This is a genomic window from Mariluticola halotolerans (assembly GCF_021611515.1).
In the GTDB taxonomy this organism is placed as follows: Bacteria; Pseudomonadota; Alphaproteobacteria; order Rhizobiales; family Devosiaceae; genus Mariluticola; species Mariluticola halotolerans.
In genome coordinates this window covers 1,339,990-1,358,200 of the sequence record NZ_CP090960.1, presented here as the reverse complement: position 1 = coordinate 1,358,200, position 18,211 = coordinate 1,339,990, and the positions used below count along the sequence as shown (strand labels likewise).

The following is an 18,211-nucleotide window of genomic DNA, read 5'->3' as shown; positions in this document are numbered from 1 at the left end:
AGAGCCATGACAGCCCGTCAGATCAATGCGACCGACGATCACATGCGTCCAGTACGTATCTGGATTTATGCCGTCGCTGCACTGGTTTTGCTGATGGTGGCCGTTGGCGGCATGACCCGGTTGACCGAATCCGGGCTCTCCATTGTCAGCTGGAAGCCCCTTTCGGGCACCATTCCCCCGCTTTCCCTTGCCGACTGGCAGGCGGAATTCGACGCCTATAAGCAGATTCCCCAATATATCAGTCAGCATCACTGGATGAGCCTTGAAGATTTCAAGCTCATCTTCTGGTGGGAATGGGGACACCGTTTCCTTGGCCGCGTCATCGGGCTGGCCTTCTTCGTGCCGTTCGTGGTGTTTCTGGTGCAAAAGCGCCTGCCACGATCGCTTGTGCCGTCTCTCGCCATTCTCTTCATTCTGGGCGGGTTTCAGGGCTTTCTGGGCTGGTGGATGGTCTCTTCAGGCCTCAGCGTGCGCACCGATGTCTCCCAATATCGTCTGGCGGCACATCTGGGGGCGGCCTGCTTGCTGTTTGTCGCCCTGATCTGGGTGGCGCGCAGCCTGGTTCCCCCGCGCGCCGGGAAGCGTGTGGACATGCCCATGGGCTGGCGCTGGGCCGTTGCCGGGCTTGGCACCGTGCTCTATCTCCAATTGATCGCCGGGGCCTTTGTTGCCGGGCTTGATGCAGGACTGGCCCATAATACCTGGCCGCTCATGGATGGCCGCTTCATTCCCAATGGCCTCGGTATCATGCAGCCGGGTTGGAAAAACCTGTTCGAGAACGCCATGACGGTCCAGTTCAACCACCGCATGATTGCCTATTTTATCGCCGCCTATGCCTTTGCGCTTTTTTGGTTTGGTCGCAAAAACCCCGGTTTTGCTGGGGTAAACGGCTGGATGCCGCGCATTGCCTTGTTGGTTGGACTGCAAATCGCGCTGGGTATTGCCACGCTGCTGGCCGTCGTGCCCATTTCGCTGGCTATCGGCCATCAGGTGCTGGCTTTCATGCTGATCGGTGCCGTCACCGCCTATAGTGCTGATATGGCGCGACTCTCGCGGTAATATAATACCGCAAACCTAAGTTATTGAAATACATGAGCTTTATCTTTCTGCTTGACGGGTTTTGCGCTTCTCTATATCACCACGCCGAAACCGGCTATTGGCCTGGTGGCAATGGGTCCTGTCTGTTCGAAAGCGGGCAGGGCTGTTTGGTGAAAAGCCTAAGGATTTAGACTATGAAGACGTACTCGGCCAAACCGAGCGAGATCGAGAAGAAATGGATCTTGATCGACGCTGAAGGTCTGGTTGTTGGCCGCCTGGCATCCGTCATCGCGACGCGCCTGCGCGGCAAGCACCTGCCTACCTTCACCCCGCATATGGACATGGGCGACAATGTTATTGTCATCAATGCCGACAAGATCAAGCTGACCGGTCGCAAGCTCGACCAGCGTCGCTTTTACTGGCACACCGGTTACCCCGGTGGCATCAAGGACCGGACCCAGCGCCAGATCCTTGAGGGCCGGTTCCCTGAGCGCGTTGTTGAAAACGCCGTGCGCCGCATGTTGCCGGGCGGTCCGCTGACCCGCGCGCAGCTCAAGAATTTGCGCGTTTATGCCGGTACCGAGCACCCGCATGAAGCCCAGCAGCCGACCGTGCTGGATGTCGCATCCATGAACTCCAAGAATGTCCGGGTGAAGTAATATGGCTGAGACACTCAATTCCCTTGAAGATCTCGGCGAAAGCGCCGTTCTCGAGACCGAAGCAGAAACCGCACCGGTTTATGTTCAAAAGCTTGATGCGCAGGGCCGTGCTTATGCAACTGGCAAGCGCAAGGACGCGGTTGCCCGCGTCTGGATCAAGCCGGGTGCAGGCAAAGTCACCGTCAACGGCAAGGATTTCCCGAAATACTTCGCCCGCCCGGTGCTTCAGCTGATCCTTCAGCAGCCGATCATCGCTGCCGACCGTAAAGACCAGTACGACATCGTCGCAACGGTCTCCGGTGGCGGTCTGTCCGGTCAGGCTGGCGCTGTGCGTCACGGCATTTCCAAAGCCCTGGTGGCTTTTGAGCCGGCGCTGCGCAGTGTCCTCAAGAAGGGTGGGTTCCTCACCCGCGACAGCCGTGTTGTCGAGCGTAAAAAGTACGGTCGCGCAAAGGCCCGCAAGTCCTTCCAGTTCTCGAAGCGCTAATTCGCGCCGGGCTGGATTGCAGCATAATCTGTTCAAGGGGCCGGGCAACCGGCCCCTTTTGCTTTGTCGGGATATCCTGGAAGACCATCCATGACTTTATTGCGCGCCACGCCGCTCAGCAGTGCCTTCACGCTCACCGGTCATGCCATAGTTTCTGCCGATGGCATGATCGCCCTGGCCGATGGCAGCATGCCCGACGGCTTGCGGGTGGATGCAGACTGGCAGGCGTTTCAGGCCGCACTTGATAAAAGTGTTCTGGTTATTCTTGGACGCAAAGGCCACGCCCGCCATCCCAATCCCGGTCGTCCACGGCTGGTGCTCACGGGTGCGGTGCAATCCCTGGCAAAAGACCCTGATGATCCGCTGGCCCATCTGTGGAACCCCGCTGGCATGCCGTTCGCCAGCCTTTTGGATGCACTGCAGATCAGAGGCGGTGACATCGCCATTACCGGCGGGCAGGGGGTGTTCGACTATTTCGCCCCGGCCTTCACCACGTTCCTCTTGTCTGAAGTGCACAATCTAGTTTTGCCCGGCGGGACCGCCTGTTTCTCGGACGGGCACCCACGGCAGGTGCTGGCGCGCTCAGGCCTGGTGCCTGCCCATGTCAGGCCATTGGTGGCCGAAGGTGAGGCTACCGCAACGCTTTGGCAATAATGGGCACGGTTCGAGCCGGTTTGACCTGATCCTTGCCGCGATAATTGGCAATGACCCGTTCAATATGCTTGATCGCCCGGCCCTGGCCGTCTTCTGCTTTCAGCGCCTCGGCCAGGTTCTGGGCATTTTCCGCATAATTGCGCCGCGTCGTCAGCTTGTGCAGCGATTCGGCCAGCACATCAGGTGTCAGCTTGCGCAAACGCACCGGGCTTGGCCCGCAGCCAAGCTCACGCACCCGCCGCCCCCAATAAGGCTGATCAAATGTCTGCGGCACCACAAAGGTGGGGCGCCCGGCATAAAGACCCGCAGCCGTCGTGCCCGCGCCGCCATGATGCACCACACCGGCCACATGCTCGAACAATTTGTCATGCGGCGCCTTGCCAATGGCATAAATGCTGTCGGGCAGATGGTCGGGGTTGATCCCGCCCCAGCCCCGCGCCACCACGGCCCGACCGCCCCATTTGGTCACGGCTTCCTTGAGGATTTGCGTATTGCGCTCAGCGCCGAACGGCATCGATCCAAACCCGATATAAACAGGCTTCGGCCCGGCGGCGAGAAATGTCTTGAACCGTTCCGAGGGCTCCCAGCCTGAACTGTCCGCCAATGGCCAATAGCCTGTCACAATCGCTGTTTTCGGCCAATCGCGCGGGCGCGGCGACACAAGCGTCGAGAACGGATAAAGCGTCGTCAGGTTATTGCCGTTGTTATCCTTGAAAAATCCGCCCTTTTTGCGCGGTTTCAGCCCCATCAGCTCCCGCCGCAAGCGATTGCGCGGAAAGTCATAATAGGCCTGCTGAATGCTCATCGAGGCATAGGAAAGCTGGTTGAAGGCGGGGCCAAGATCTGGCCATTCATAGGCGCAGATCGGGAATTCCTTGGTCATGCTGAGCGGCTGCAAGGCCGACATGATCGCGGGGATATGAAGCGCCTCGGCAATATCGATGCCGAAACTGGTATTCATGTTGATGATGATCGCGTCGGCGCCCTGCGCCATCTGCCAGGCATGCCGCCCCGCCGTCTCAACGATCTTCTGCCCGTCGCGCAAAAGGGCCGGCACATTCACCAGCATGTTCTGGCTCATCGCGTTTTCGAATCGCGATTGCTGCAGGAATTTCTGGATATGCGTGCCAAGACTGTAGAATTCGATCCCGTAGCTGGTGATCAAATCCTCAAAGTCGGCATTGGTGCCCAGTACGACCGAATATCCGCGCTCTTTGAGCGCAATCGCCAGCGAAAGATATGGTTGCACATCACCTTGCGTACCGATGGTGGCTATCGCAATGCGCTTATGCATGTACACCCTCACTAATAACGTTTGATCGGCGAGGTTGCAGCATCACCAGCCATTTACAATGGCCAAGCGTGCAATTAATAAGACCTCTCCGACACAATTTCTTTACACAATCCTTCACCACAAGGGCAAGAGAGAGATGCAAACGCCTGTGAAAGCCCAATGGTTTCACAAAGCTGATTTTGTCCCGGCGCGGTTCTTGCGCGCCGTTTGTGTCTTTTTGCCGATGTTGGGCGCCGCAAGTGCGTTTGCAAGGGCCGCGGCCACCAAAGCCGCACGAGCCCCTGGGGCTACATCCCTTATTTCCTGACACCCAGCGCCACCCAAGCCAATCGGTTTAATCGAATTCAAACCATAATTGGGTCATACTAAAGCTTCGCATGTTCACTGACCGGCGCATAAAGTGCCGGACGCCCTAAACCCAATGGGACCGGGAGCGGTCCACCGAGGAACCAATGAGCCAGGATTTTCACCGCATCAAGCGGCTGCCGCCTTACGTGTTTGAACATATCAATCCGATCAAGGCCAAAGCCCGAGCGGCCGGCGTGGACATTATCGACCTCGGCATGGGCAATCCCGATCTGCCGACACCAGAGCATATTGTCGAAAAGCTCAAGGAAACGGTCAAAGACCCGCGCACCCACCGCTATTCCGCCTCCAAGGGCATTCCCGGTCTGCGCAAGGCCCAGGCCTCCTATTATGGCCGCCGCTTCGGGGTCAAACTCAATCCCGACACCCAGGTTGTGGCAACTCTTGGCTCCAAGGAGGGCTTCGCCAATATGGCGCAGGCCATCACAGCGCCCGGTGATGTGGTTCTGGTCCCCAATCCGACCTATCCTATTCATTCCTTCGGCTTCATCATGTCCGGCGGCGTTGTCCGTTCAATGCCCGCGGAACCCAATGAGGATTTCATGCGTGCCCTCGACAGGGCTGTGCGCCACTCGATCCCCAAGCCGATCGCACTGATCCTCAACTACCCATCCAACCCCACGGCCTATGTCGCCAGCCTTGAGTGGTACAAGGAAGTGGTGGATTATTGCCGCGAACACGAGATCTTCATTCTCTCGGACCTGGCCTATTCTGAAATCTATTTCGATATGGCCCCGCCGCCCTCAATTCTTGAAGTGCCCGGCGCGATGGATATCGCGGTTGAATTCACCTCAATGTCCAAAACCTATTCAATGCCCGGTTGGCGCATGGGCTTTGCAGTTGGCAATGAGCGGCTGATTTCGGCGCTGGCCCGCGTGAAGTCCTATCTCGATTACGGTGCTTTCACTCCCATTCAGGTGGCCGCGGCCTCCGCGCTTAATGGCTCGGATGATTGCATTGAGGATGCGCGCAAGATCTACCACACCCGCCGCGATATCATGGTCGAGAGCTTTTCACGCGCCGGTTGGGATTTGCCGCCCCCGCCAGCCACAATGTTCGTCTGGGCACCGATCCCCGATCAGTTCGCCCATCTCGGCTCGCTTGAATTCGCCAAGCTCCTTGTCGCAGAGGCAGGCGTTGCTGTGGCCCCGGGCGTCGGCTTTGGCGAATATGGCGATCAATATGTGCGTCTTGCTCTCGTTGAAAACGAACAGCGCATTCGTCAGGCCGCCCGCGCGGTGAAGAAATTCTTCGCCAATCATTCAGATGGCAAGGGCAATGTCGTCGCCCTCAATGCAAAGTAGATCAGCAGCCATCCAGCCAGCCCCTCGGGGCTGGCTTTTCATATTTATGCAGAGCCGATAAAGCCATGCGACTGTCGCGACCAGAGGGATGCGTAAATGCCCTTCTCTGCAAGCAGCGCCGCGTGCGTGCCTTGCTCGGCAATCCGCCCTTCATCCAGCACGACAATCCGGTCCATATGCGCAATCGTTGAGAGACGGTGCGCAATGGCAATCACCGTCTTGCCCTCCATCACGTTGTAGAGGGTGTCCTGGATAACCGCCTCGACCTCGCTGTCGAGGGCTGAAGTTGCTTCATCCAGCACCAGTATCGGTGCATTTTTGATAATGGCACGGGCGAGGGCGATGCGCTGGCGTTGCCCGCCCGACAGTTTCACACCGCGCTCGCCCACATGCGCATCATATCCCATGCGCCCGTTCTGATCTGCAAGGTCGGGAATAAAGCCGTCCGCTGCTGCCTTGTTCACAGCGGCGGCGATCATTTCCGGCGTTGCATCAGCGCGACCGAAGGCAATGTTGTCGCGCACCGACCGGTGCAGCAACGCCGCATCCTGCGTGACCATGGCGATATGTTGCCTCAGACTGTTCTGGGTCACAGAACGGATGTCCTGCCCGTCAATGGCAATTCTGCCATCCTCGGCGTCGTAAAACCGCAGCAATAGGTTGACCAGCGTCGACTTTCCGGCACCCGAGCGCCCGACGAGCCCGACCTTTTCGCCCGGCGCGATAGTCAGATTTATACCCCTTAGTCCACCAGCAGATTTGCCATAGGCATGCGCAACATTCTCAAAAACAATTTCTCCGCCCCGCACATCGAGCAATCTGGCATTCGGCGCGTCGACGATATCGAGTGGCTGGGCAACGGTCGCGAGCGAATCTTGCAGCGAACCGGCCATCACAAACAAACCTGCGACGGCATCGAGTAACCATTCTGCCATGGACACGATGCGAAAACTGAGCGCCAGCGTCGCAGCAACCAGTCCCAATGGTGCGTTTCCCGCCTGCCACAGCACCACGGAATAGCCGACAAGACCGACAATCAACAGACTGCTCAAAAACACCATTGCCGCATTGACCGTGACTTCGATTTTCTGCGCATAGACAAAGCTTTTCAAAGCATCACCAAACCGCTTGCGCGTCTCACGGTCGTCCGCATCAGCATCCGCATATAATTTTACGGTGTCGATATTGCCATATGTGTCGATTATCGTCCCGGTCAGTACTGAGTGGGCCTCTTGATGCTTGTTGGCGGCCAGCCGGTATCGCGGGACAGCATAAGCCATCAGCCCCAAATACACCCCGACCCATATCACCAGCGGAATAATCAGGCGGAGATCGACGCTGGCCAGCAACCCCGCCGTGCCCAGGATGTAAACGCCCACCGAAAATACTGTGTGTACGATCTGGTAGACCGCGCCAGCCGTGGTCGATCCTGTCTCCATCACGCGTGAGGCGATGCGCCCGGCCAGATCATTCCGAAACCAGCCGACGGATTGTTGGAGCACGTGGCGCTGTGCCCGCCAGCGCACAAGGGTCACGGCATTGGGCAAAAAGACAATATCGTCGATCGCTTCGCGCAGCAAAGGGGCGAGGGGGCGGATCAGAAGGATAAATGCCGCCGCAAACAGCAACTCATTGCCATGCTGGGTCCAGAAAGTCGCCGGGTCAGCAGCGGCCAGCACATCCACCAGATAAGCGCCGTACCAGATCAGCCACAACTCGACAGCGGTGCTGATGCTGGTCAACACCATGCTGATCACCAGCACATGCTGTAGCGGGCGTATGCTCTCGACGATGAAGGCAACCACCCCTTTGGGCGGGGTCTTGGGTATATATGCCTGAAAGGGATCGAACAGTTTTTCGAGAAATTGAAACAAGAGGCCTCCTGAGGGGCACTAAGATCAATTGGTCATAGCAATATGCAGGCTGGAGAGAATGCGAATTGGCAGCATCGGATAAAAATCGATCCACAAGCACGATTTTTATAGCGTGATTGGCATCTTGTGTCAGCCCGTCGCTGTTATCCGGATCGCTCCTGACAAGAATAGTCAGCAGTCATCTCTCATCGGCACCGATCAAGGGCTACCGCATATTGACTTGCCTGCCCGAACACTTTTCATAGGCCGCTCTTTGCTGCTCTTGACGCCGGGCGGCATATCAATATTTCCAGGAAAGTCATTATGACAGCCAATGCAACCACAAGCGGCGCTGAGCCGCTTCAAGTGCCTGCCGAAATTGATCTCGGCCCGCGTAACAGGCTGGTTATCGCCATTCTTTTGATATCAACATTCGTGGTCATTCTCAACGAGACCATCATGAGCGTGGCCTTGCCGCGCCTGATGGCTGATCTCGACGTCAGTGCCGCCGCCGCTCAATGGCTGACGGCCGCCTTCTTGCTCACCATGGCCGTGGTTATTCCGGTCACCGGTTTTCTGATCCAGCGCATCAATACGCGCCCGATCTTCATTCTCGCCATGTCCACGTTCAGCCTGGGCACATTCGGTGCCGCCCTTTCTCCAGGGCTGGAATTGCTCATCGTTGCCCGCGTGGTTCAAGCCGTTGGCACAGCCATCATGCTGCCCTTGCTCATGACCACGGTCATGACGCTGGTGCCTGCTGCCTCACGCGGCAAGGTGATGGGCAATATCTCCATCGTCATCTCGGTGGCACCAGCGATCGGCCCCACCATTTCCGGCATCATTCTCAACTATCTCAGCTGGCGCTGGATGTTCATCCTCGTCTTGCCCATCTCGCTTGCCACCCTGATTATCGGCGCGCGGATGATCCAGAATGTCACAACCCCGCGTTATGCGCCGCTCGATGTGCTTTCGGTCATCCTGTCAGCTATCGGTTTTGGTGGCGTTGTTTATGGCCTCAGCGCCATTGGCGAGGCGCATAATGAGGGGGGTATTCCGAGCTGGTTGCCACTCGCAATCGGTGCGATAACTCTGGTCGTTTTCACTTTGCGCCAGCTCTCCCTGCAACGTCATGACAAGGCCTTGCTTGACCTGCGCACCTTCAACTCGAACACTTTCGTCATTTGCATCATCATGATGGCGATCATGATGATTGCCCTGTTCGGCACGATCATTCTTCTGCCCATCTATACCCAGAACGTTCTGGGCCTCGATACATTGCAAACCGGCTTGCTGCTCCTGCCGGGCGGGTTGATCATGGGCTTGCTTGCCCCCTCCGTCGGCCGGCTTTATGACCGGTTCGGGCCAAAACCATTGCTGATACCGGGCGCAATCATTGTCAGTGCCGTTCTCTGGGCCCTGACCATGGTGGACGAAAACACCGCCGTTACTTCCGTTCTGATCGGTCACATGGTCATCAGTCTTGGGCTGGCACTGGTCTTTACGCCCTTGTTTACTGCCAGTCTCAGCGCGGTCCCGCCGCATCTTTACTCCCATGGCAGCGCCATTCTGGCGACAATTCAGCAGGTTGCCGGGGCTGCGGGTGTCGCCCTGTTCGTCGCCCTGATGACATTGCAGATGGGGAACTTGATGGCCGATGGTATCGCGGAAATTCCGGCACTGGCAGGTGGTATTCGCACAGGCTTCCTCTGCGGCGCGATTGCCTCGCTGTTCGCCATTATCACGGCCTTTCTGATCAAGCGGCCCGTAGAAGGCGAGGGCGCGCAACCCCTCCACTAAAACGAAAGCCCGGCGTTATCCCGCGCCGGGCTTTCAACATCTGATGGTCAATGCTAGGCGTTGGACGCGTGTCCCGCGCCGCGATTGGAACCATATGTCTGTGTCATCCCTGTCAACCACCGATTCCAGCCAGACCAAAGGCATGTTGTTCATGGTGCTGGCGCTGATGCTGGTGCCGGTTGGCGACACGCTCACCAAGCTGTTGACCGGCGTTCTCTTGCCACTCGACCTGGCCTTCTGGCGCTATGTCTTTCAGGGCGTTTTCATCACGATTGCCATGCTGGTGATGAAACAGAAATTCGCAGCGACCCATTTTGGCCTATTGGCGCTGGGCGGGCTGACCAGTGGCCTCACATTGCTCTTGCTGATCGGTGCCTTCTCCGTCATGCCAATCGCCACAGCTATCGCCATATTCTTTGTCGAGCCGTTGATCCTCACCGTGCTTTCCGTGCTGCTGCTGGGCGAAAAGGCCGGGTGGCGGCGCTATCTGGCGATTGCCGTTGGTATGTGCGGGGCGTTGATTGTCATCCGGCCCAATTGGGCTGTGTTTGGCTGGCAGGTCATGCTGCCGCTGTTCGCCGCCTTCACTTTCGCGGTCAACATGCTGGTTGTGCGCCGCATCGGTCCGGCCATGGGGGCGCTGAGCATCCAGTTCTGGTTCACCCTGTTTGCCGTCGCGCTCATGGGCGCAAGCCTGTTGGGTGCCCAGGTCATCGGCATTCAGCCCTGGGTCATCCCAAACGTCAGTTTGAATATCTGGGCGGTTCTGGTGCTGATGGGCTTGATCGCTGCCGTCGCTTTTTTGCTGCTGTCACAGGCTTTTCGCATGGCACCGGCCAGCACGCTGGCACCGCTCCAGTATCTTGAGATCGTCGGGGCCATTATTCTGGGCTATGTCGTCTTTGGCGACTTTCCCGACGCGATGACATGGCTGGGCACGGGCATCATCCTAGCCTCGGGCATTTATGTGTTCCATCGCGAACAGGTCAATCGCCGCGCTGCCGCCAAAGGCATCCCGCGCAGCTAGCCCGCACTGCCACTGGACAAGTGGTGCCATCTCAATCTATAAGGCGTGTTAGTGAAGTAATACACTGCATCACGAGGTGAACATGGCCGGCTCAGCTACATTCTGGAACAAGATCGCCGACAAATACAGCCGGCAGCCTGTGGCCGATGAGGCCATCTACCAGCAGAAGCTGGCAAAGACGCGAGACTATCTGCGCGCGGATATGGAATTGCTGGAAATCGGCTGCGGCACGGGCTCCACCGCCATTACCCACGCCCCCAAAGTCAAACACATCGATGCCGTCGACATCTCGGAAAACATGCTCGCCATTGCGCGGCAAAAGGCAGAGACGGCGGGCATATCCAATGTCACCTTTCAGCAAGTCGATATTGAAGAGATGGAAGCTGGTGGCAAGCAGTACGACATGATCCTGGCACTAAGCCTTCTGCATCTCGTTTCTGACCGCGATGCCGTATTGGAGAAAATCTTTCACATGCTGAAGCCGGGCGGCTATCTCGTGTCGAGTACCGCCTGCATCGGCGACAGCTTTCCCATCCTGGGCTATATAGCGCCTCTTGGCCGCAAACTCGGCCTGTTGCCGGTCCTTAAAGCGTTCACTGAAAACCAGCTGGTCGACAGCATCACCAGTGCCGGTTTTGCAATCGAGCATCAATGGCAGCCGGGGCCGAAAAAGGCAGTTTTCATTATCGCCCGCAAGCCGGCATAGGCAGAAAACACCTCATCATCGGGGTCAAAAAATACGTTCTGTCATTCTTATCCACGATGAGGCTATTGACCCGTAGGCGAATTCCTATATTTCTATAGGAATGAGTGAAATCGCAGCCTTTATCCGGTCCGTCGAGACCTTTTTGACCCAGCAAAGCTGGACACCCACCCGCTTCGGCCGTGAAATTGCGGGCGATCCCTTGTTTGTGTTTGATCTGCGCGATGGCCGCGAGCCGCGCAGCGACACCCGTAACCGCATTTTGAAGGCCATGAAAGAATATTCAGAAAAGGGCAAATTGCCCCCCTTGCGCATTGGCGTTGCCGGTCTCGGCACCGTTGGTGCCACCCTTGTGTCCATCTTGCAAAAGGATGCCGACAATCTGGAACGCAAGCTTGGGCGCAAGCTGGTCGTTACCGCCGTTGGCGCCCGGTCCCGCTCCAAGGATCGCGGCATCGACATGGCCGAGCTGGAATGGTTTGACGACGCTGTTGCGCTCGCCAGTTCCGACAGTATTGATCTGTTTGTCGAACTGATTGGCGGCGAAGATGGCCCCGCGCTCGCCTCCATTCGCGCCGCGCTGGAAATGGGCCGCCCGGTCGTTACCGCCAACAAGGCATTGCTTGCCCGGCATGGCGTTGCGCTCGCCAAAGTCGCTGAAGATAATAATGCCCAATTGGGTTTTGAAGCCGCGGTCGCAGGCGGCATTCCCGTCATCAAGACCCTGCGCGAAGGTCTCGGCAGCGCCCAGATCGCCCGTGTTTACGGCATCATGAACGGCACCTGTAATTACATCCTGACGCGCATGGGCGCGGAGAATATTTCTTTCGCCGATTGTCTCAAGGATGCGCAGGCCCTCGGCTATGCCGAAGCTGACCCCACTTTCGATGTGGAGGGCTTCGATACTGCCCATAAGCTGGCCATTCTCTCCAGCCTCTGCTTTGGCTGCGAAATCGCCCCCGACGAGATTTTTGTCGAAGGCATTTCAACCATTGAGCAGGCGGATATCAAGGTCGCCAACGATCTTGGCTACAAGATCAAGCTGCTCGGTCTGGCCCAGCGTTCTGCCGATGGCATCGAACAGCGGGTGCACCCCACCCTTGTGCCCAAGGGCAGCGCTATTGCCGGTGTTGACGGTGTGCTGAATGCTGTCGCGCTTGAAACCGATCTGGTGCAGGAATTGTTGCTTGCAGGGCCGGGGGCAGGCGGTTCCGCCACAGCCTCCTCGGTGCTCTCCGATATTCTCGATATCGCCCGTGGCAATCACGTGCCGCCGCTCGGTGTGCCCTCTTCGGAGCTGACCCCTTATAAACGCGCGCCCATGCGCGCCCATGAGGGCGGTTATTATGTCCGGGTCAATGCCCGCGACGTGCCCGGTGCCCTGGCCGCCATCGCCACCCGCATGGGCGAGCACGGCATTTCCATCGAAAGCGTTATTCAGCGCCCGGATCTCAAGGTCGAGGATCTCGCCTTTGCCGCCGAACCGACCCGCACTATCGTTTTGATTACCCATGAGACGCTGGAGCAGAATATCCGCGACACCCTGGCGCAAATTGAATCGGATGGCCTGGTCAGCGGCAAGCCGCAGCTGATCCGCATAGAAAAGCTATAGCCTGGTCTAAGGGCAGGCGCACATGAGCAAAAATATGAGCAGCGTGACCAAAGGCTCGTGCCTTTGCGGGAAAATCACTTTCGAGATTTCCGGGGCGTTCGAAAGCCTGTTTTTCTGTCATTGCCAGCGGTGCCGGAAAGACACAGGTTCGGCCCATGCCGCAAATCTGTTTTCAACGACTGCGCGGCTGGTGTTCTTGTCCGGTGAGGATGCCGTGACAACGTATCAACTACCGGCAACGCGGCATCAAAAGAGTTTTTGCAAGCATTGCGGGTCAGCCGTCCCAAATCTTCAGGCGGCGGGCAAATTGCTGGTTGTGCCGGCTGGCAGTCTCGACAGCCCGGTTGATATCAGGCCAAATGCCCATATCTGTGTGGACAGTCGTGCCAATTGGGATCAATTGACCGAGAATATTCCCGTCATTGGCGGTCTGCCAGGCTGACCCTGTCGCAGGTTTGATCTGATACATCCTGAGGGGAAACCGCCATCCCCCATGGCCCTAGCGCCCGCACCCCTGTAGGTTTGGCCAAAACCGGCGGACCGGGAGCCCCTGATGCAGTTTCGAGATGGTTATTTTCTCAATGTCGCCGAGTCAGTCAGCGGTAAGGCATGGACTGACCGGCTCGATATCGCTGCTGCCCGCACCGCCACGGCCATCAGCCAGCAAACCGGCCTGAGCGAAATCGTCGCCCGCATCATGGCTGGGCGCGGCATTGCCATTGATCAGGCGACAAGCTTCCTTGATCCCACGATCCGCGACCTGATGCCCGATCCCTCTACCCTGACGGCAATGGACGACACCGCTGCCCGCCTGGCCGATGCCATTATCGCCGGCGAATCCATTGCCTTGTTTGGCGATTACGATGTCGACGGGGCCTGTTCCTGCGCGTTGATGACACGCTTTCTCTCAGCCTTTGGCATCACCCCGCAAGTCCACATTCCCGACCGGATTTTTGAAGGCTACGGCCCCAATGTCGCGGCCATGGACACCTTAATTGATGGCGGTGCCAGCCTGATCATTACGCTGGATTGCGGTACCACCAGCGAAGAACCCATTGCCCATGCGCGCAAACGCGGCGCTGATGTGCTGGTGATTGATCACCATCTGGCCGATCATGACCTGCCACCCGCCAATGCCCTGGTTAATCCCAACCGCCCCGACGACGTTTCCGGCCTTGGCTATCTGTGTGCGGCCGGCGTCACCTTCATGACCATGGTCGCCACAAACCGCACCTTGCGCCAGCGCGGGCAGGGCGGTTTGCCCGATCTGATGGGCCTTGTCGATCTGGTGGCGCTGGCCACCGTTTGTGATGTGGTGCCGCTGACCGGCCTCAATCGCGCCTTTGTCCGCCGGGGCCTCGAAATCATGCGGCAGGGTGGCAATAAGGGCATTTCCGCGCTGGCGCTCGCCGCCCGCGCCAGCGGCCCGCTCAGTCCCTATCATCTCGGTTTTCTCATCGGTCCGCGCATTAATGCCGGTGGCCGCATAGGTGATGCAGCACTTGGCGCGCGTCTCTTGTCCTCCGGTGATGATGCAGAAACCATGGCCATCGCCGCACGGCTCGACGAACTCAATACCGAGCGTCAGCGCATCGAAATCGAAGCTGTTGAAGAAGCTATCGCCACCGCCGAGGCAGAAATTGGTGCTGGCGAAGGCCCGCCTGTCCTCGTTCTTGCATCTGAAAACTGGCACCCCGGTGTCGTCGGTCTGGTCGCCTCGCGGCTAAAGGACAGGTTTGATCGCCCGGCCTTTGCCATCGCCATTGCCCCAAACGGCAAGGGCACCGGCTCCGGCCGTTCCTTGCCGGGCGTCGATCTGGGAACAGCGGTCATCGCTGCCGTGGATGCCGGTATTCTGCCCAAAGGCGGGGGACACGCCATGGCAGCCGGCATTACCGTGGAGCCGGGCAAGATAAGCGCATTTCGGGCCTTCCTCACCGACGCTCTGAGTGAGGATGTTGCCAAAGCCCGCGCCCGTGTCTCACTGTCCGTCGATGCGGCCATTACGGCGCGCGGTGCCAGTGTCGATTTCGTGCACCTCATCGAGAAGGCCGGCCCGTTCGGCGCGGGCAATCCCACCCCGATTTTCGCCTTTCCCGGCCACAAGGTGAAATTTGCCGATGTGGTGGGCAAGGGCGGCCATATTCGCTTTACCCTGGTCTCCGCCGATGGCGCGCGTCTCAAGGGAATTGCCTTTCGTGCAGCTGGTACGCCGCTTGGACAATTGCTGCTCGATGCCCGCGATGACAGGCCTTTGCACGTCTGTGGCACCATCGGCATCGACCATTGGCAGGGCCGCGAGCAGGTGCAAATTCGCCTGATTGACGCAGCTCAACCCTAAGTTTTTTCAAATCCAGTGCCCAAACCCCTCTTCAAATCAGGGACTTGCATATCCATATCGTGCGGATAAACTAGACATATGCTCACGGGGAGACCCTGAATACAGACGTGAGGAAGCCAGCCTTGCCGCCAGAAAGGCGGCGCGACTACTGACACTTGGTGACCCTGCGTCGGGGTAGGTATGCGTTATGAGTGGAAGTGCTGTTCAGGAAAGCATGGGCTCACCGAGCCTGTGGATGCGTTTTGTGTCTGTGCTGGTCGAAAAGATCGGCGCACGCATGATTGTGCCCTCGCATGGTGCCGTTACAGTCACCTTGCCCAATGGGCGCAGCCGCACCGTCGGGAATCCGGCAACAGGTGAGCATACCGTTCTCAAACTCAATAATTTCAAGGTCATTCGCGAGTGCATGCGCCGCGGCACCGTCGGCTTCGCCGCCGCCTATATGCGCGGCGATATCGAGGTCGAGGACCTGACCGCCCTGTTTCGCTTCTTCCTGCAAAACCGCGACATGTTTGATGATGCCAATCCCGGCATTTTCAAACGCGCCGCCCATGATCTGGCCTACCATCTGTCGCGCCAGAACACCAAGGAAGGGTCCAAAGAGAACATTTCCGAGCACTACGACCTGGGTAATGATTTCTATGGCCAGTGGCTCGACCCCTCAATGACCTATTCCTCGGCGGTTTTCACCTCCGGCGATCAGTCTTTGGAACAGGCACAGGTTGAGAAATATCATCACGTCGCTGATGCGGCAGGTGTGACCAAGGGCGCATCCGTGCTGGAAATCGGCTGCGGCTGGGGCGGTATGGCCGAAACCGTGGCCCGCGATTACGAGGCCAATCTTTACGGCATCACCCTGTCACGTGAGCAGCTCAAATTCGCAACCGAGCGGCTGGCCAAACAGGGGCTCGATAAGTTCGCCAAACTGCATTTCGAGGATTATCGCGATACCAAGGGGCAGTTCGATCACGTCGTTTCCATCGAAATGATCGAAGCCGTTGGCGAAGATCATTGGCCGACTTACTTCCAGACCGTGCGTGACAGGCTAAAGCCCGGCGGCACCGCTGCCATTCAGGCCATCACCATCAATGAAGAAGATTTCGAGCATTACAAGGCCGGTCCCGATTTCATCCAGCGTTACATTTTCCCCGGCGGCATGCTGCTCACCAAGCAGGCGATGAAAGAGCAGGGCGATCGGGTGGGTCTCACGCTGGAGAACACCGAATTGTTCCGCCTGTCCTACGCCCGCACGCTCCGCCTCTGGCGCGAGCGCTTCCTTGAGCGCTGGTCGATGATCGAGCCCCTGGGCTATGACGAACAATTCCGCCGCAAATGGGTTTATTACCTCAGCTATTGCGAAGCAGGCTTTGCCGAGGGCACGATTGACGTCGGTATCTACCAGTACCGGCGCAACGACTAGCTATTGGCCAGCCAGCGCGCCGCGCCCTGTCCTGCCGCCAGCCCTGTTGCCATGCATCCGGTCAGCAGATAGCCGCCGGTCGGTGCTTCCCAGTCCAGCATTTCCCCGGCGGCAAACACGCCGGGCAGGGCCGTGAGCATATAATTCTCGTCCACCCCGTCCCAGCCAATCCCCCCGGCAGAGGATATCGCCTCGGCCAGCGGGCGCGGGCGCGCCAGCGTCAACGGCAATGCCTTGATCAATCGCGCAAGTGCATCCGGGGCCAGTGTATTGGCGTCAGGCGCACATTCACGCACCAGCGCGCCCTTGATCCCCTCAAGGCCGGCCCCTTTGCGCAACCGGGAGGTAAAGCTTTCCTTCGGCTTTTGCCGCGCCAACCCGGCTGCAAGTTTTTCAAAACTGCGCCCCGGCGCCAGATCAAGCGTCAAGCGCGCTTCGCCGTCGGCCGCAATCCGGTCCCGCAACGCGGCAGCATGAGCATAAATCAGACTGCCCTCGACGCCAGCGCCACTCACAACGAACTCGCCCGATAACGTGCCGGCATCGGACGTGGCCGTCACCGATTTAACCGGTTGACCGGCAAACCGCGCGGCAAAAACCGCGCTCCAATCCACATCAAACCCGCAATTGGCCGGGCGCAAATCAGCCACAGGCACATCATGCCGCCGCAACAATGGCACCCAGTCGCCGGTCGCGCCCAGTTTGGGCCAGCTGGCGCCACCCAGCGCCAAAACCACGGCATCAAACGCAACAGTCAGCGCACCATCCGGTGTTTCAAAATGCAGCGCGTTGGCTTCCAGCCCGGTCCAGCGGTGCCGGGCCAACAATGTCACGCCGCTATCCGCCAACCGGCGCAACCAGGCGCGTAACAGGGGGGAGGCTTTCATCGCCTTGGGAAAAACCCGTCCCGACGACCCGGTAAAGGTCTCGGTACCCAGCGCACCGGCCCAGGCGATCAGATCATTGGGCCGAAACCCGTCCAGCGCTGGCCGCAACCGCGCGCTGGACGCGCTAAACCGGGTAGCAAATTGCGCATAATCCTCGGCATGGGTAATATTGAGCCCGGACTTCCCCGCAAACAAAAGCTTGCGCCCGAAAGAGGGCATGGCCTCGTAAACCGTCACATTGTGGCCCGCGCCGCAAAGTGCTTCCGCCGCCATCAACCCCGCCGGACCACCACCGATAACTGCGACCTCTTTTGCAGAAAAGCCGGTCATGCCCGCGCGTCCACTGTCGCCTTCCAGACCCGCCAGATAGTGGTATCCCGAAAGCCGTCCAGCCAGCGCTGTTCGATCAGGCTGCCACAGCGCAGCCGGCCCCTCGCGGCGGCATTGTTCCGATAAAGATCGATCAAACGATCTGCAGCTGACGCGGCCATGGGCACTCCTCTTTGTCTAAAGCCTTTGCATCAGGTTTTGACGCACGACGCAATGGCAACACCCGCCACCGCTCCGGCATTCAACGTTTCTGCAACGCCGGAAGCCATCATCGATACGCTTGCCTCGTCTCAAAAGTGTTGGTGTCCACCCCGGGCACAGCAAAAAGGACCAGGAAATTCCGGCTTCGGCATCGCTCTGGCCGCTGTCCCGAGAACGCCCGCCATTCGCCGTTGAGAGCAGGGGTTCTACTGCAATAGTGAAATAAATTTCACTA

General features: G+C 58.4%; 16 protein-coding genes. 12 read left to right on the top strand and 4 right to left on the bottom strand.

Annotated elements, in window-relative coordinates; genetic code table 11:
- Positions 1–6: 6 nt before the first annotated feature.
- The 4 genes from L1P08_RS06510 (at position 7) to L1P08_RS06495 (ending at position 2,838) form a co-directional block, all read left to right on the top strand.
- The gene (locus L1P08_RS06510) at positions 7–1,059 is read left to right on the top strand and encodes a COX15/CtaA family protein (RefSeq protein WP_303619189.1); all 1,053 of its coding nucleotides are present in this window, start codon (positions 7–9) and stop codon (positions 1,057–1,059) included.
- A 173-nt stretch (positions 1,060–1,232) separates the two neighbouring features.
- Positions 1,233–1,697 carry a 50S ribosomal protein L13 gene (gene rplM, locus L1P08_RS06505; RefSeq protein WP_303619188.1) on the top strand — a complete coding sequence of 155 codons (465 nt, stop codon included), beginning with the start codon at positions 1,233–1,235 and terminating at the stop codon, positions 1,695–1,697.
- A 1-nt stretch (position 1,698) separates the two neighbouring features.
- Entirely contained in the window at positions 1,699–2,184 is a 486-nt protein-coding gene (rpsI, locus tag L1P08_RS06500) for a 30S ribosomal protein S9 (protein ID WP_303619187.1), read from the top strand.
- Between the two features lie 90 nt (positions 2,185–2,274).
- Positions 2,275–2,838, top strand: coding sequence for a dihydrofolate reductase family protein (locus L1P08_RS06495; protein WP_303619186.1), 564 nt, complete (start codon positions 2,275–2,277; stop codon positions 2,836–2,838).
- Here the strand turns inward: L1P08_RS06495 and L1P08_RS06490 are convergent.
- The gene (locus tag L1P08_RS06490) at positions 2,816–4,132 is read right to left on the bottom strand and encodes a glycosyltransferase (RefSeq protein WP_303619185.1); all 1,317 of its coding nucleotides are present in this window, start codon (positions 4,130–4,132) and stop codon (positions 2,816–2,818) included. The two genes, L1P08_RS06495 and L1P08_RS06490, sit on opposite strands and share 23 nt — an antisense overlap.
- Positions 4,133–4,584: 452 nt before the next feature.
- Here L1P08_RS06490 and L1P08_RS06485 point away from each other — a divergent pair, with 452 nt between their 5' ends.
- Positions 4,585–5,802, top strand: coding sequence for an LL-diaminopimelate aminotransferase (locus L1P08_RS06485; RefSeq protein WP_303619184.1), 1,218 nt, complete (start codon positions 4,585–4,587; stop codon positions 5,800–5,802).
- A gap of 44 nt (positions 5,803–5,846) precedes the next feature.
- Here the strand turns inward: L1P08_RS06485 and L1P08_RS06480 are convergent, their stop codons facing one another.
- Positions 5,847–7,676 carry an ABC transporter ATP-binding protein gene (locus L1P08_RS06480; protein ID WP_303619183.1) on the bottom strand — a complete coding sequence of 610 codons (1,830 nt, stop codon included), beginning with the start codon at positions 7,674–7,676 and terminating at the stop codon, positions 5,847–5,849.
- 303 nt (positions 7,677–7,979) lie between these two features.
- Between L1P08_RS06480 and L1P08_RS06475 the strand changes: the two genes are divergently transcribed.
- The 7 genes from L1P08_RS06475 to L1P08_RS06445 all read left to right on the top strand — a co-directional run bounded on the left by L1P08_RS06475 (position 7,980) and on the right by L1P08_RS06445 (position 16,558).
- Positions 7,980–9,455 carry a DHA2 family efflux MFS transporter permease subunit gene (locus L1P08_RS06475; RefSeq protein WP_303619182.1) on the top strand — a complete coding sequence of 492 codons (1,476 nt, stop codon included), beginning with the start codon at positions 7,980–7,982 and terminating at the stop codon, positions 9,453–9,455.
- Between the two features lie 94 nt (positions 9,456–9,549).
- Positions 9,550–10,482 carry a DMT family transporter gene (locus L1P08_RS06470; protein WP_303619181.1) on the top strand — a complete coding sequence of 311 codons (933 nt, stop codon included), beginning with the start codon at positions 9,550–9,552 and terminating at the stop codon, positions 10,480–10,482.
- An 82-nt stretch (positions 10,483–10,564) separates the two neighbouring features.
- Positions 10,565–11,188, top strand: coding sequence for a class I SAM-dependent methyltransferase (locus L1P08_RS06465; RefSeq protein WP_303619180.1), 624 nt, complete (start codon positions 10,565–10,567; stop codon positions 11,186–11,188).
- Positions 11,189–11,456: 268 nt separating this feature from the next.
- Entirely contained in the window at positions 11,457–12,797 is a 1,341-nt protein-coding gene (locus L1P08_RS06460) for a homoserine dehydrogenase (RefSeq protein ID WP_303619505.1), read from the top strand.
- Between the two features lie 34 nt (positions 12,798–12,831).
- A complete protein-coding gene (locus L1P08_RS06455; RefSeq protein WP_303619179.1) occupies positions 12,832–13,239 on the top strand; it encodes a GFA family protein in 408 nt (135 codons plus the stop codon).
- A gap of 111 nt (positions 13,240–13,350) precedes the next feature.
- Positions 13,351–15,138, top strand: a complete 1,788-nt coding sequence (gene recJ / locus L1P08_RS06450) for a single-stranded-DNA-specific exonuclease RecJ (protein ID WP_303619178.1) — start codon at positions 13,351–13,353, stop codon at positions 15,136–15,138.
- Between the two features lie 187 nt (positions 15,139–15,325).
- Positions 15,326–16,558, top strand: coding sequence for an SAM-dependent methyltransferase (locus tag L1P08_RS06445; RefSeq protein ID WP_303619177.1), 1,233 nt, complete (start codon positions 15,326–15,328; stop codon positions 16,556–16,558).
- Here the strand turns inward: L1P08_RS06445 and L1P08_RS06440 are convergent.
- Both L1P08_RS06440 and L1P08_RS06435 read right to left on the bottom strand, forming a co-directional pair.
- A complete protein-coding gene (locus tag L1P08_RS06440; RefSeq protein WP_303619176.1) occupies positions 16,555–17,775 on the bottom strand; it encodes a TIGR03862 family flavoprotein in 1,221 nt (406 codons plus the stop codon). The two genes, L1P08_RS06445 and L1P08_RS06440, sit on opposite strands and share 4 nt — an antisense overlap.
- Entirely contained in the window at positions 17,772–17,936 is a 165-nt protein-coding gene (locus tag L1P08_RS06435) for a hypothetical protein (protein ID WP_303619175.1), read from the bottom strand. The genes L1P08_RS06440 and L1P08_RS06435 overlap by 4 nt, the downstream gene beginning before the upstream one ends.
- Between the last annotated feature and the right edge of the window lie 275 nt (positions 17,937–18,211).

Bases quoted from the DNA above. Each gene is read 5' to 3' on its own strand.
- L1P08_RS06455 (WP_303619179.1), top strand. From the start codon at position 12,832: ATGAGCAGCGTGACCAAAGGCTCGTGCCTTTGCGGGAAAATCACTTTC.
- L1P08_RS06490 (WP_303619185.1), bottom strand. From the start codon at position 4,132: ATGCATAAGCGCATTGCGATAGCCACCATCGGTACGCAAGGTGATGTG.
- rplM (WP_303619188.1), top strand. From the start codon at position 1,233: ATGAAGACGTACTCGGCCAAACCGAGCGAGATCGAGAAGAAATGGATC.
- L1P08_RS06465 (WP_303619180.1), top strand. From the start codon at position 10,565: ATGGCCGGCTCAGCTACATTCTGGAACAAGATCGCCGACAAATACAGC.
- L1P08_RS06460 (WP_303619505.1), top strand. From the start codon at position 11,457: ATGAAAGAATATTCAGAAAAGGGCAAATTGCCCCCCTTGCGCATTGGC.
- L1P08_RS06435 (WP_303619175.1), bottom strand. From the start codon at position 17,936: ATGGCCGCGTCAGCTGCAGATCGTTTGATCGATCTTTATCGGAACAAT.
- L1P08_RS06495 (WP_303619186.1), top strand. From the start codon at position 2,275: ATGACTTTATTGCGCGCCACGCCGCTCAGCAGTGCCTTCACGCTCACC.
- rpsI (WP_303619187.1), top strand. From the start codon at position 1,699: ATGGCTGAGACACTCAATTCCCTTGAAGATCTCGGCGAAAGCGCCGTT.
- recJ (WP_303619178.1), top strand. From the start codon at position 13,351: ATGCAGTTTCGAGATGGTTATTTTCTCAATGTCGCCGAGTCAGTCAGC.
- L1P08_RS06440 (WP_303619176.1), bottom strand. From the start codon at position 17,775: ATGACCGGCTTTTCTGCAAAAGAGGTCGCAGTTATCGGTGGTGGTCCG.
- L1P08_RS06445 (WP_303619177.1), top strand. From the start codon at position 15,326: ATGAGTGGAAGTGCTGTTCAGGAAAGCATGGGCTCACCGAGCCTGTGG.
- L1P08_RS06510 (WP_303619189.1), top strand. From the start codon at position 7: ATGACAGCCCGTCAGATCAATGCGACCGACGATCACATGCGTCCAGTA.
- L1P08_RS06470 (WP_303619181.1), top strand. From the start codon at position 9,550: ATGTCTGTGTCATCCCTGTCAACCACCGATTCCAGCCAGACCAAAGGC.
- L1P08_RS06475 (WP_303619182.1), top strand. From the start codon at position 7,980: ATGACAGCCAATGCAACCACAAGCGGCGCTGAGCCGCTTCAAGTGCCT.
- L1P08_RS06485 (WP_303619184.1), top strand. From the start codon at position 4,585: ATGAGCCAGGATTTTCACCGCATCAAGCGGCTGCCGCCTTACGTGTTT.